Annotated in this window: 7 protein-coding genes; 6 read left to right on the top strand and 1 reads right to left on the bottom strand. The window is 39.1% G+C overall.

Features of this window, described 5'->3' with window-relative positions; genetic code table 11:
• The 5 genes from WBM98_RS19210 to WBM98_RS19190 all read left to right on the top strand — a co-directional run.
• A partial coding sequence (locus WBM98_RS19210; RefSeq protein WP_424367633.1) for a SusC/RagA family TonB-linked outer membrane protein occupies positions 1-1691 on the top strand: 1691 nt, incomplete at its 5' end.
• Between the two features lie 24 nt (positions 1692-1715).
• Positions 1716-3242, top strand: coding sequence for a RagB/SusD family nutrient uptake outer membrane protein (locus WBM98_RS19205; RefSeq protein WP_424367632.1), 1527 nt, complete (start codon positions 1716-1718; stop codon positions 3240-3242).
• Positions 3243-4291: 1049 nt separating this feature from the next.
• The gene (locus WBM98_RS19200) at positions 4292-7303 is read left to right on the top strand and encodes a SusC/RagA family TonB-linked outer membrane protein (RefSeq protein WP_424367631.1); all 3012 of its coding nucleotides are present in this window, start codon (positions 4292-4294) and stop codon (positions 7301-7303) included.
• A gap of 37 nt (positions 7304-7340) precedes the next feature.
• Complete coding sequence (locus WBM98_RS19195; RefSeq protein ID WP_424367630.1) at positions 7341-8960, top strand: RagB/SusD family nutrient uptake outer membrane protein; 1620 nt, start codon at positions 7341-7343, stop codon at positions 8958-8960.
• Between the two features lie 186 nt (positions 8961-9146).
• Positions 9147-10622, top strand: coding sequence for an FG-GAP repeat domain-containing protein (locus WBM98_RS19190; RefSeq protein WP_424367629.1), 1476 nt, complete (start codon positions 9147-9149; stop codon positions 10620-10622).
• Positions 10623-10646: 24 nt separating this feature from the next.
• On the opposite strand, the gene WBM98_RS19185 is transcribed toward WBM98_RS19190, so the two are convergent.
• Positions 10647-11231 (bottom strand): transglycosylase domain-containing protein, encoded by a 585-nt coding sequence (locus WBM98_RS19185; RefSeq protein WP_424367628.1) that lies wholly within the window; start codon positions 11229-11231, stop codon positions 10647-10649.
• Between the two features lie 503 nt (positions 11232-11734).
• Between WBM98_RS19185 and WBM98_RS19180 the strand changes: the two genes are divergently transcribed.
• Positions 11735-15078: VCBS repeat-containing protein (locus tag WBM98_RS19180; RefSeq protein ID WP_424367627.1), on the top strand; the 3344-nt coding region annotated here is incomplete at its 3' end.

The raw sequence follows: 15078 nt of genomic DNA, 5'->3' as shown, positions 1-15078 counted from the left end.
ACTTAAGTTATACCGTTATAGCTGCAGTATCTACAATTAATAGCAATACTGAATCTTTTAGGGTAGAAGGCGATCCAGAACTTGTAGGATTCAACAATGTTTCCTTTAATAATTTTAAGAATACCTCACATCAGGTGAGTAATATTTTAAATTGGAATAAAGAATTCGGTAAAAATAGTTTGGATGTTACCGGGGTTTATGAATTTCAGGGGGCTCGCGCACTGAACAACGGTTATTTCGCGGCCGATCAAAATGTTGGTGGGCTATATTTAGCGGATAATGGTAGTGCTGAAAATTTTGCCAATTCGGGTAGTCAATCCGCCATACAATCCTATTTAGGTCGCGCACAGTATAACTATGACGGTTTCCTATATGTAACAGGTTCTATGAGGGTCGATGAATCTTCTAGATTTGCAAAAGGGAATAGAACGGGAACTTTCCCTTCGGGTGCCATAGCTTTGAATTTTGCCAATAAAGATTTTATACAAAACAGCGATACGTTCTCCTCTTTAAAATTAAGGGCAGGTTGGGGTAAGGTTGGAAATCAAAATATAAATGCCTCAGCAAGATTCTCAACAAACGACGGTGCAGGAATCTATAGTATCGATGGTGTAACATCACAAACCGGTGAAGTCCAGAATCAGGAAGGAAACCCTAATTTAACTTGGGAAACAACAACACAGACCAATGTGGGAGTTGATTTCGGGTTGTTTAATAATCGATTAAGTGGATCTATTGACTTCTTTAACAAGGATACCGAAGACCTTTTACTTCAAACTATAGTCCCCGGAACATCTATTAGAACCTTTATAAATGCCGGTGAGGTCAATAATAAAGGGATTGATTTCTCATTATCCGCAACGATTATACAAAATGACAATTTTACTTGGGATGCCAATTTAGCGGTTTCCAAAATTAAAAACGAAGTGACTAAATTGACCGGTGATGAAGAATTTATCGTTGGTAATGTCAATGGTATAGGTGGCGGAGGAATTAAACTTAATGTAATAAAAATAGGTGAACCCTTGGGTACATTCTGGGGGTATAGAGCGCTAGGCACGTGGAAAACGACCGACAATATACCAACCGATACCGATGGGGCGCCGATAGCGGTGCCAGGAGATGAAAAATTCGCGCTGGATGAAAACAATGAACGTGAGTTCCAAACTATCGGTAGTGGTATTCCTGATGTGACTTTTGGATTGAATAATACATTTACTTACAAAAACTGGGACCTCAACATCTTTTTAAATGGATCTTTTGGGTTTGATGTATACAACCAAGTATTGGCTACAATTAGCGGCAATGGGGGTAATAGAAGTAACCTTTCCCCAACGGTATATGATCGATGGACACCTGAAAACGAAACTGATATTCCAAGAGCGGGCACAGGAAATGTATTGAATAGTTCACGTTGGGTTGAAAAAGGTGATTTTGTGAGATTAAGCAACCTTAAATTAGGGTATACCTTTGATGAAGGTTTGATTAAAGGAATAAGTAGCATTCAATTATATGCGAGTGGACAGAATTTATTTTTAATAACTGACTATAGTGGTTATGATCCCGAGGTGTCGTCATCGGTTAGAACAGATGCTGGCGTATCCGCTAACCCTGATGCCGGAGCAGGAATTGATATAGGGGCGTATCCTAACCCTAGAACAGGAACCATTGGAGTTAAAGTAACATTCTAAAAATTCACGATAAAAAAACATAATATGAAAACAATTAATATAAAAAAAGTTGTAAAAAGTACACCTTTCTTCGCATTGTTCCTTTTATTCACGGCGAGTCTTATTGTCCAAGGTTGTGCGGATCTTGATCCTGACCCAACTGAGTTTGACTTACCGCCCGAATCTTTTGGAAGTCTGGAAGAAATGGATAAAGGAATTGGTGGTGTGTACAGTCAGGTAGTTCTAGCGGCACGTATGACAACCTTTTATGCGCCAGCATGGGCAGGTGATGATATGACCACCCATAGGGCCCTTAATAAAGCTGATTTTAGGGAATTTGACCAAAGAGCAGTGTTGTCTTCCAACAATAGATTATTACAAAACTGGAATGCAATTTATGATGCGGTAAATGCTATTAATGGGGTACTGGATCGTTCAGCAGGTTTGGTTGGTTTTGATGGAATAGATCAAGAAGTATTACAACGGCAAATTGGTGAAGCCTATTTTTTAAGGGGTATTTTGTTTAATCAATTAGCAAGAGTACATGGTAGAATTCCATTGCCATTAACTAAATTTCCTGATCCAAATATATCAAGGGCTTCAATCGAAGAAGTGTACGCACAAATTGAATCCGACTTGTTAGAAGCGGAAGCAAGACTTCCAAATGTATATCCTGGCGTTCAACCAGGTGCTCCAAGACCCAACAAGGGATCGGCCAGAGCGTTATTGGCACGTTTGTATATGGACTGGGCAGGATTTCCTATAAAGGATACTGGCAAATATACCAATGCGGCTGCAAGTGCAAAACAAGTCATGGATAATGCGGGGACCTATGGTTTCGGCTTGGTCGATAATCTCGAAGATTTATGGAAAGTGGCAAATCGGTTCAACAAGGAGTCACTTTATACTTTGGTGTATTGTACTTCTTGTGCCAATCTTAGTATAGCGAATAGAAAATTTGCAAGATTAGGATTACCGGCCGATTTAGGAGGATGGAATGAAACCTTTGCTGAAATCAAATTCTTTGAAGATTTCCCTGAAGGACCTAGGAAAGAAGCGACTTATAGAACGGACTTGGATTGGACAGAATTCAATGCACAGAAAAGTCCCGTTTTTTCGAAAATAGTCGGCCCTATAGGAGATTTATCACCCGGTTCATTTGAAACGGAGCGAAATGACTTTATTATGCGCTATGCAGAGATATTGTTGATCTATGCTGAGGCCTCCGGTCTTTCAGGCAATGATACGCCCGAAGCATGGGAAGCATTGAATATGATTCGTCGTAGGGCTGCAGGGTTGCCTTTTGCAACGCCCGACCCGAGTGTGGATGTTACCTCTGGCGATATCGCTGAATTAGCATTCGAAGAGCGCAAATGGGAGTTTGCTGGGGAATACGTGAGGTGGTATGATCTGATGAGAAGGGAAAAAGTACAGGAAGTACTCTCGGTAAGGGATAACGTCAGTGGACCTATTCCTGAACACAACCCGATCATTGGCAGCCTTGAGACCACTAATTATTTGGCCCCCATCCCTGCTGATGCAGTTGCTAGAAATCCGAATTTAGCGAATTGAGAATTTGAGTTAGTTTGAATTAGTTTGAGTTAGTTTACCCATAACGGCAAGATTTTAGTTAAATCTTGCCGTTATTTTTTTTTAAGGATAGTTTGCCTTCGGCCAGGCCCTTTTAGCGTTGATTAATTTAATAGCTTGTTAGCATGTGCCCTTTTGGACTCAGTATGTAAGTGGTGTGCATCTAAATCCTTGAATCATCCAAGTTTATTCGAAGAAACATCTGAGCCTAACTACTGATAATATAACTTCTCCTACATCGTAAGCAGTACTGCCATTAAGGAGTGTAATCCTGAATGGCTAAACGAAAAAGTTCGGTTGGTAAGGCGCCACATTGAATTTTTGAATTAAACCAAAAGAAAATAGAGAAAATCAAATTCAGGGCTAGAACACCTGGAATTGAAATAGGCAGCATAATACCCATTTTGTTTGTAACTTACCCAATATCATCGTACACAGCTACAGAAGTATGGCCGCTACTAATTAAATGCAACCAATAGTGGTTATGGTTAGGTACTGAGCACACCTATTCTTCATTTTCCTGGATTTAATATAAGGTCTATACCCCATAGAATTAAATAAGGTTAAAATAGTGTTAACGCAAGATAAAGAATGCATATCTGTTAATGATTATATCCCTTTATTTTATGATGGTCAATAATTGCATACTATTATTATGATATTATAAGTCGAATAAGAGCACAAGGCATTTTTCCTCTAGTTCAAATCATATGTTCTACATATAAAATCATTTGATTCCATTTAAGAGATTGCATTGAATAATATTTACAGCGTAGAATCAAAATACTGGACAAACGCCATTTTTTAAAACGAGTACCTCTAAGATAATTTTATGATTGAGCCTATTAAAAACTTGAAAGCATCGTGCCCTAATGGGTTTTCAACTGATTTAGGAGTCGGTTTTTTAACCATTGTCAAGTTCTTGTCAAGTTACAATCCATAAATAAACGTTAATAGATTCTTAATTTTCGCATTCAAATACCAAATAACTATTTAACTCGAAACTTTAATCAACTAAAACTAAAATGATTATGAAACAACAATTTGCTAGATTCATGAGAAAATGTTTCCTAACGGGGCTTTTTCTCGCAATCTTGGGTATGCAATTTTCTTTTGCCCAACAAACTATAACGGGGACCGTTACTGATGAAAATGGCCAAGGTGTTCCTGGAGCCAATATTTTGGTAGTAGGTACAACCACAGGTACACAATCCGACTTTGATGGTAATTTTAGCATCCCAGCTAGCCCATCGGATGTGCTGTCAATTTCCTACCTAGGTTATGCAACCCAAAGAATCACGGTTGGCAACCAAACCACTATTAATGTACAATTAGTCGAAGATGCTAGCCAATTGGAAGAAGTCATCGTAATTGGATATGGTACCGCTAAGAAAAAGGATGTCACAGGTGCCGTTTCACGTGTTACGTCCAAATCTTTTGAAAACCAACCTTTGACAAGGGTCGATGAGGCATTGCAAGGTAGGGCCGCAGGTGTAACCGTAGCTAAGGCCAACGGGGCGCCAGGTGCCGGTATTAAGGTACGTATTAGGGGTGTTAACTCCATTACAGGAAATAACGACCCTTTGGTTGTTATTGATGGTGTTTTAGGAGGAGACCTTAGCACACTTAACCCAAACGATATTGCTTCCATGGACGTATTGAAAGATGCTTCCGCAACTGCAATTTATGGGGTTAGGGGTTCTAATGGTGTTATACTTGTAACCACCAAAAAAGGTTCTGGAAAAGGGAAAATCAATGTTGATTTTTTCACAACAGTATCCCAAGTTCGGGATTTATTGCCAACCCTAGCTGATGATGTGGGTACATTCGCGAGAATTGAAAATATCAGAAAATTAAGTATTGGTCAAAACCCGACCTTTACAGATGCCGAAATTGCGGAACTGGATAGAAATGGCGGGACTAATTATCAAGATGAGATATTAAGGACCGGTTTCAGTAAAAATTTACAGCTTTCTGCCAGTGGTTCTGAAGGAAATATAAATTATTTCCTATCTGGGAATTATAGGGATGAGGAAGGTATTGTCGTCAATACCGGATATCAGCAATTATCCCTTAGATCGAACATAGGCGCCCAAATTAGTGATAAATTCAAAGTAAGTCTTAATATATTCGGTAGCCGAGGGGAGAAGAAAAATAATTTTGAGTCTTTTGGCAACGGACAAGGAAGTTTGATGTCTAAGGCATTGACTTGGGATCCAACAACACCGATTTATGATGCCAATGGCAATTATAATAGACGTTCATTAAAAGGTATCGCTTCTTTGAACTTGAACCCAATGTTAACCATAAATGAAACAGCAGTAAGTGATGTTGAAGAACGGTTAAGCACCGCCTTAAATGCAACCTATCAAATCACCGATAATTTCAGCTATACGTTGGTTGCCGGTTCCCAAATGAACAATTATAATGTTCAAAGATATGCTGTAGAAGGTCTCGATGATATTCCAGATGCAAATTTCAGCACCAATAAGTTCACATCATATCAAATAAGTAACATCTTCACTTGGCAAAAAGTATTTGGCGATACCCATGATATCAAATTGACAGGGGTACAGGAATATCAGAATTCAAAAACTCAATTTAATAGGTACAATGCAGATAACCTGCTATTACCCAACGGTTTTTATTTTGCGGAAACAGCTGGTGGGTTCGACATTGGCAACGATTTTAATGAAAGGGAGCTATCCTCTTATATGTTGCGTGCAGAGTATATCCTTGCTAATAATTTTTCTATTACCGCTACAGGACGATATGATGGCACCTCTGTTTTTAGACCAGGTAAAAAATGGGGTTTCTTCCCATCCATTGCGGCAGGTTATACCATCATTAACGCCGAAGACAATTCTGGTTTTATCAATAACCTAAAGTTGAGGGCCGGTTGGGGCCAGGTAGGTAACCAAGGTGTTGACACCTATGGCACCTTTGCCAATTTAGGAAGTAATATTTACGCCTATACTGGAGGAACCCCGTCTCCAGGTTCCTTTATAACCAGTTTTGCCAATGAAGATCTTACTTGGGAAACTACCACCCAAACTAACGTTGGTATAGATGTAGGGTTTAGTGAAGGTAGAGGTAACTTCAGTATTGATGGGTATAAAAAACTAACGTCTGATTTACTTCTAAATGTACCCGTTTCAGGAACAAATGGTGGAGGAAATGTGAACAGAAATATAGGGGAGGTTGAAAATTATGGTTTTGATGTAGCTCTAGGTTACGATATTGTCCAAAACGAAAATCTCAACTGGAATGCGAATGTAGCAGTGTCGTACGTTAAAAATGAAGTTACCCAATTATTTAATGACCTTGAGGTCATTGAAGGTTCATTTCAAGTACCGGGCGGACAAGCCAGAAGGGCTAATATTATAGAACTAGGAGAGCCACTAGGTCAATTTAATGGGGCAACTTTCCTAGGAACCTGGAAAAGTTCTGAGGCAGCGGCGGCAGCGACTTTTGGTAAAGTCCCAGGTGATGCCAAATACTTACGAGATGCCGATGGTGAGGTTGTTTTTGGTGCTATTGGCAATGGTACACCTACCTTAACATGGGGTTTCAATAATACGATTACCTACAAAAATTTTGATGTAAATATTTTCCTGAATGGAACACATGGTTTTGATATCTACAATTTAGCACAGGCACAGATTACAGGTGGAGCAGGAGATTCCAGAAGTTTTATGGCTTCGGACCAAGTTAATCAGTGGACCCCTAGTAATGAAACCGATATTCCAGCAACGGTACAGTTGTTCAATTCGTCCAGATATGTCGAAAAAGGTGATTTTGTTAGATTGAGTAACCTTACTATAGGATATACATTTAACGATGTTGCAGGCATGGATAATACATCGATTAAGGTGTATGCAGGTGGCCAAAACCTATTCTTGATTACGGATTATAGCGGTTACGACCCAGAGCTATCCTCTAGAAGAACGGATCAAGGGAATGCAGACGTTGCCCCTGGTATAAACGTGGGAGCGTATCCTAACCCAAGAACCTATACCTTGGGAGTAAAAGTTGGATTTTAAATAAAAAATTGTTAACCTGAAAGTAAAAAGCGAAAATATGAAAACAAGGAATATATATAAATCTTTTAAGGCTCATCTGTCAATTATTGCAGTTATGACCTTGGCTGTGACCTTTATTGGTTGCGAACAATTTGATCTGGATGAAGATCCTGCCGGTTCACAGTTACAAGTTGTGACGTATAGCTCAATGCCTCAGTTAGAGTTGGGCGTTACCGGTATCTACGGAAAGTTGAATAAGGCAGCTTGGATGTCGACCTTTTACGTTAACGGTTGGTCTGGGGATGATATTACAACCCACGTGGCTAGTAATAAGGCGGATTTTAGGGAGTATGACCAACGATTTGTTACCCCCGAAAATTCTAGAACATTCGACAATTGGAAACAGGTCTATGAGATGATCCGCGCCGCAAATACCGTTTTACAGAGTGTTGAAGGGGTTACTTTGTCCGATCCTGATTCCAACAAGCAGGAAAGACTAATTGGAGAAACGTATTTTTTAAGAGCGATCATGTTCAATCATTTAATGCGTATTCATGGTCGAATTCCTTTGGTGTTGGAGATCGACCCCTTTCAGCAACCAGCCTTGGCTACGCAATTGGAAGTTTTTGAGCAAATAGAGAGCGATCTTTTACAAGCAGAATCTAGATTGCCAGTTCAAAGTCAAAATATAGGATCTACAACACCGAGCAAAGGAACCGCTAAAGCCTTTTTGGCCAGATTGTATATGGATTGGGCCGGTTTTCCATTAAAGGATAACTCCAAGTATGCCGCCGCTGCCGGTATGGCCAAGCAAGTAATTGACAATGCAGGAGCCCATGGTTTCGGCTTGGAAGCTGATTTGGCCAAATTATGGTCATTGGCAGGACGATTTACCCAAGAAGGTGTCTTTACCATTGCCTACAGTAATTCTGCAGGTAACCTTACCAATCGTAAGATGGGAAAATTAGGATTACCTTCCGATCCCGGTCTAAACGGGTGGCAAGAAACATTTGCCGAAATCCGTTATTTTGAGGATATGCCTGATGGGGTTCGGAAAGACGCTACCTATTTTGCCGAGTTACCAGTGGCGGATAATGGTGCTATTGATATTGACAACCCAACCAAAATGCTACGTTGGGAAGAATTCAAGGATCAACAAAATCCTATTTTTAGAAAAATCGTTGGGGAATTGGCCGATGGCGACTGGTCACAATTCCAAACCCTTCGAAGTGATTTGTACATGAGATATGCCGAGGTCTTGTTAATTTATGCCGAAGCTTCTGGTGAAGCCGGATCTGCCGGGGCCGATGCTTGGGAAGCCTTGAACAAGGTACATAGAAGGGCACAAGGTTTGCCAATAGACACACCCGATGCAAGTGATTTAACGGCGGGTGACGGTTCGATCCAAGATCTTGCCTTTACAGAAAGAAAATGGGAATTCGCCGGAGAGTTTATTCGTTGGAACGATTTAGTACGTAAGGAAAAAGTTCAAGAAGCATTGGGCGACAGAGATCCACAAGTCTCGATTGGTACTGCCTATGACGAAAATGGTGTAGGCACTCCAAAACCATTGACCAGTGCCCAAAACCCAATTTTAGGTTCTTTGGGAACAGATAATTATTATGCACCGATACCACAACAGGAAATAGAACAAAATCCGAATTTGGGGGGCAATTAAAATTTGAGTTAGTTTGTTTAGTTTAACCTATAACGGTAAGATATTTGATCAATCTTACCGTTATTTTTTTATATGGTCTGATAGTATGGCTAGCCACATTTTTTAAATAAGAAAAGCTGATTGCTTAGATCGTCTTCACCTATAAACTATGTACTTTTGTGATATAGAACCTATGACCCTTTTTGAATGCTGAATCCTTTTAATAACAATAAGAACAGGTCTATTTCCCAATTGTTTTTAGGAATTGGACTTTTCATGTTTTTGTTAGGCTGTACTACAAAAGACAAACATGCCGAAGGGGAAAAGTTGGCTCAATCGTATTGTGCATCCTGTCATTTATTTCCCGACCCAACACTTTTACCCAGAAGGGTTTGGGGTGAAAAAATATTGCCAAATATGGGATTGCAGATTGGAATGGCACATGGTCCGATATATAGTTATGGGAATCCGGAAGCAAATAAAAACTTAAATCCAATAATGCCTCAAGAAGATTGGGATAAAATAGTGCATTATTACTTAAATGAATCTGAGAACAGTATACCAAAATACCCTATTCAAGATCAAGAACATAGTACCCTCTTTGAGCCCCATATCTATGCGGTCGATTCTTTACCTATAATTACCATGATATCCTATGACGAAAAAAGCAAAAATTTGTTTTTAGGGGATGGTAGTACTTCAAGGTTATTGACTTTGGATATGGATGGGGATGTACTTTCTACAGAAAAATTGGATAGCCCCCCTGTTAAAATCATATATAAAGATTCTTTGCAATACTTGTTGACCATCGGCGTCCTTAGTCCTTCGGATGAACCAAAAGGAAAATTGAGAATCGGGGATAATCTTATAGAGGAATTAACCAGGCCTGTAGATTTTTTAATCGAAGATATAAATCTTGATGGATATGACGATATATTCGTGTGTAGCTATGGAAATAATATTGGGGATTTTTCTTGGTTTGAGAATTTGGGGAATGGCACCTATACCAAAAGGTTGATCTATACTATGTCCGGTGCAATAAAGGTTGAAATAGCGAATATGGATGCCGATGAGGAGAATGAGATTGTAGTATTATTTGCCCAAGAGCATGAACTTATAATGATTTTTGATTATGAAAATAATTCCTTTGTAGGCAAAAAGGCGTTTCAATTTCAGCCCGCTTTTGGGTCTGTGGATTTTCAGTTAAGTGATATGAATGGTGATGGTCTTAAAGATATTATAATAGGTAATGGGGACAATTCGGATTTATCAATAGTGCTTAAAAATTTCCATGGGGTGAGGGTATTGTTGAACAAGGGAAATAAAGAATTTTCTGAAGATTATTTTTTACCTATTCATGGGGTGAGTAAAATTGTGGCAGAGGATTTTGATCTGGATGGTGATACCGATATTTTATCGGTTTCCAATTTTGGCGACTTTACAGATCCGAAATTTAGAAGTGTCCAGTTTTTATCGAATGAAGGAGGATTGAACTTTATATCAAAATATATTAAGGGACTTCCCGATTTTAGATGGCAAACCATAGATGTTTCGGATTATGACAACGATGGTGATAAAGATGTGTTCTTAGGCGCTTTTAAATTAAATCTTGGCCCTAGAGAATCACATGTATCTGATACAACGAAAATATCCTGGGTGAAGTTAGAGAATAAGATCAAATAACGTAGAGCTTGTTTATGAATTCAATCAGTACATTTCTTCATTCTTCCTATCGGGAACACTGACGATACTGGGTTCTTTCATTAAAGCAATGATATCACTCAATTCCCTATCACTAAGTTCTGTAACTCCTTTTTTGAAATAAAAATTAGACACCTCATCGATACCATGTATATATAAATCGAATTTATAGTTCTCCAAAGCCCAATTCAAACATTCTTTTTGTGTTGTTTCTTCCTCCAGTTTCCAAGCTAAGGTATATGCCTTACGATTCGATATTCGGGTACTGTCATTGTCTTTGCGGCTAATTTCCGAAATCATGGCGACCAAAAGACTTGGACTTTTGGTAAAATCACCAGAAAACAAACCACTACGTATTTGGCGATTTAGACTATAGGATAAAATATTGGGATGTTCCTGTTCATACAATTCATAAAATCGTTCAGGCAATTCATTGGCATATTTAACTTTGGTCACAAATTCTGTCAACTCCTTTTCAGACACAAAGCTCTCCCAAGTATTTATTAAATAATAGTAGCTTAGAACAGCACCTAAAAGGCCGATACCAAGGATCAAAACTGTAAACTTTATAATTCTTTTCTTATTTGCCATTAGTACATCGTTGGGTTATTGGATACTGGTATTTATTCAGATAAACGAAGCTAATTATTTTCTAATTAGCATCAAATTAATATGGCCTACTTTTAGCCATTATAATGCTACGTTCTTGATGTCCAAAGCAAATAAATATCCTGATGTTGTTGTTTGAATACATGTGCAGATAGGAAAAGGCACGTTGTAAAAGATCGATGTAAAAAACTAAAGCTTAGGCAAACATGAAACACAACAACCAGAACTCCTTAAACATGCCCTACCCAAGGTCTGTGTAAAATTGATTTATTTCTAGTTTTGGAACATTAAATATTGGGTTAGTTTTGTTATCTTGAACCTATACCGTAAAGGTTTTTGACAAATCGCACCACTATGTTTCCATAAAAATCAATTTTTAAAATCAATCCATACAATCGAACATTAAATACCTATTCCTGCTATTGTGTTGAGTTATGAACTTCATAACTTAATTGTATATTACACTACCTTTTGAACCCATAATTATGTCAATTAAAAATCGATTTATCACTTTTAGAAAAGTGTCCTTCTCCATTATTTTTCTAATCCTTCTGGTTGGAAATAATGCATGCAAAGATGCTCCAGGTACTAATGAAGGCAATTCAGGAAGCATCGCAGAGAAAAAGTTGTTTTCCTCAATTTCCGCGAACGATTCCGGCATCGATTTTCAGAATAGGTTGGAAGAAACCCTTGATGACAATTATTTTCAATATAACTACACCTACATCGGTGGAGGGGTGGCTACGGCCGATTTTAATAATGACGGGTTAGTGGATATCTTTTTCACCTCAAACTCATATGATAATAAGCTCTATTTAAATAAAGGCAACTTCAAATTCGAGGATATTACCAAAAAGGCCGGTATCGAAAAAAGAGAGGGTTTTGACACAGGGGTGACTGTGGTCGATGTTAATAATGATGGTTATTTGGATATTTATCTGTCTAGAGGTGGCGCCATTAACACCAACAATGAATTTGCCAATATGTTATATATAAACAACGGAGATTTGACGTTCACGGAAAAAGCGGAGGAGTTGGGTCTAGCGGATGATAATAGAACCATAAATGCGCTGTTTTTTGATTATGACAATGACGGCGATTTAGATGTTTATGTATCCAACGCCTCAGATATCGTCAGCAGAAGACAAACCGAAGTACTAGACTTAGTTGCTTTGCGTTCCGATCCTGAGACACTTGTCCAAAGAGGCAGCGACAGATTATATAACAATGATGGCACCGGACATTTTACAGACGTATCTAAAAAGGCGGGGATATATCCAGAAACCGGGTTTGGATTGAATCCGGAAATAGCGGATTTCAATAATGATGGATGGCTTGATATTTATGTCAACAATGATTTCGGTATTCCCGACTTTGCTTTTTTGAACAATGGTGATGGCACCTTCACAGAAAGCAGGGACGAACTGTTCAAGCATATGTCCTTTAATAGTATGGGGGGTGATATTGCCGATATGAACAATGATGGCCTTTTGGATCTATTGACCTTGGATATGAATCCGGAAGATTATGTGAGATCCAAAACTACAATGGGTATGACTCCTATTGATAAATTTGAAGCAATGGTAGCTGGCGGGTATCATTATCAATACATGCATAATATGTTACACATTAACAATGGTAATGGTACATTTAGTGAAATCAGCAAGATGGCTGGAATGGGTGATACCGATTGGAGTTGGTCCCTGCTATGTGCCGATTTTGACCTTGATGGCTTTAACGACATCTATGTGACCAATGGTGTTTTTAGGGATGTAATCGATAAGGACAAAAACAATGAAATACTACAGATTTTAAGATACAATAATAGAAAGCCTACCAAAGAGGATTTCTTTGAATTTGCCAAAATGTTTCCCCAACAGAAGTTGACGAATTATTTTTTTAGGAATAAAGGGGATCTGACTTTTGAGGACACTTCAAAAACGTGGACCGATGCTACAACCACTTTTTCCAATGGGGCGGCATATGCTGATTTTGACAATGATGGAGACCTAGATTTGATAATAAACAACATAAATGATGATGCCACACTTTTAAAAAACAATGCCGTTGAATTGGGCCTGGGCAAATTTTTGAAATTAAAATTCAATGGGCCCGAAAAGAACGTTTTCGGAAATGGGGTCATCGCCAATATATATTTGAACAATGGTCAGCAACAAACCAGACAATTGGTAAATACAAGGGGGTTTTTATCCGCGGTTTCGAACGATATCCATTTTGGCTTACGCCCAAATGATTCCATTGAACGGCTTGAAATTCTCTGGTTGGATGGTAAAAAACAAATAATACAGCATCCTAAAACAAATGAGCTTTTGGCGATTAATTATTCAGACGCCTCATTAATGGAAGGGAATGCAACCGAAAAGAATGAACCGATCTTTGATCTGATAAAATCAGATTTTAAGCATACGGACCTCTACACCAACGATTATCAATTACAGATTTTATTGCCCCATAAACTGTCACAAACAGGTCCTGCCATTGCCAAAGCGGATGTGAACAATGATGGTATAATGGACATCTACCTTGGCGGGGCAAGAAGTTTTTCCGGGCAATTATGGCTAGGCCAGGACAATGGGGATTTTAAAGCCAAAACAATGAAGGACTTTGAAATGGATAAAGGACATGAAGATGTTGGGGCAGCCTTTTTCGATGCCGATAACGATGGCGATCAAGATCTATATGTTGTAAGTGGCAGTTACGAACTTTATGGGTGGCCACGCTATCAACAAGATAGGTTATACCTGAACAATGGGAAAGGATCGTTTAGTAAAGCAAGTGATAGATTGCCCAAAATGGCCGCCTCAGGTTCCGTTGTTGTCCCAAATGACTTTGACAAGGACGGTGATATGGATTTATTCGTTGGGGGCAGGGTGATTCCAGGCCAATACCCCTACCCTCCTACGAGCTATCTTTTATTGAATGAAGGCGGCACATTTAGCATCGCTACGCCAGAAATGGCACCGGAACTGGAAACCGTGGGCATGGTGACCGACGCCTACTGGGCAGACCTGAACAATGATAAGGCCATAGATCTTGTGGTTACAGGTGAATGGATGGGCATCGAGATTTTTATAAACCAAAACAATACGTTGATCAAAAGTGATGCCTACAGTACACTTTCAAACGCTGTTGGTTGGTGGAATAGAATTGTGATCGAAGATATTGACCATGATGGTGATCTTGATATTATTGCCGGCAATCTGGGGCTTAACTATAAATTCCATGCATCCCCAGAAGAACCATTTCATGTCTATACCACAGATTTTGATCTTAATGGCACTGCAGATATAATTCTTGCCAAGAAATATGAGGGTAGGGAAGTTCCCATCAGGGGTAAGGTCTGTATGACGCAGCAAATTCCGCACTTGGCACGAAAAATTCCTACCTATGCCGATTTTGCCAGTAAGGATGTTGGGGAAATCGTAGGAAAAAGGATAGAATCTGCTTTGCATTATCAAGCCACTGAATTCCGTTCAGGGATATTTCGTAATCAAGGCAACGATGGCTTTGCCTTTGAACCTTTTACAAATCAGGTTCAGTCATCCTTAATCAATAGCATTGTTTATGACGATTTTGATGGGGATGGGATTAAGGACCTGGTTATGGCCGGAAATAATTACCTCTCAGAAGTTGAAACGACCAGGGCGGATGCGGGGATCGGCTCCTTTTTAAAAGGAAATGGTTCTGGAGGTTTTAATTATGTGCCAAATAGTAAAACCGGATTTTTTGCCGACAAGGATGTCCGTAATATGATGGTTATTGAGCAGAAACAAGGAAAATTGTTGTTTGTAGCTAACAACAATGATAC

The sequence above is a fragment of the Maribacter sp. genome (assembly GCF_049667165.1).
In the GTDB taxonomy this organism is placed as follows: domain Bacteria; phylum Bacteroidota; class Bacteroidia; order Flavobacteriales; family Flavobacteriaceae; genus Maribacter_A.
The sequence above is the reverse complement of the archived record's forward strand: the minus strand, read 5'-3'. Positions and strand labels throughout refer to the sequence as shown.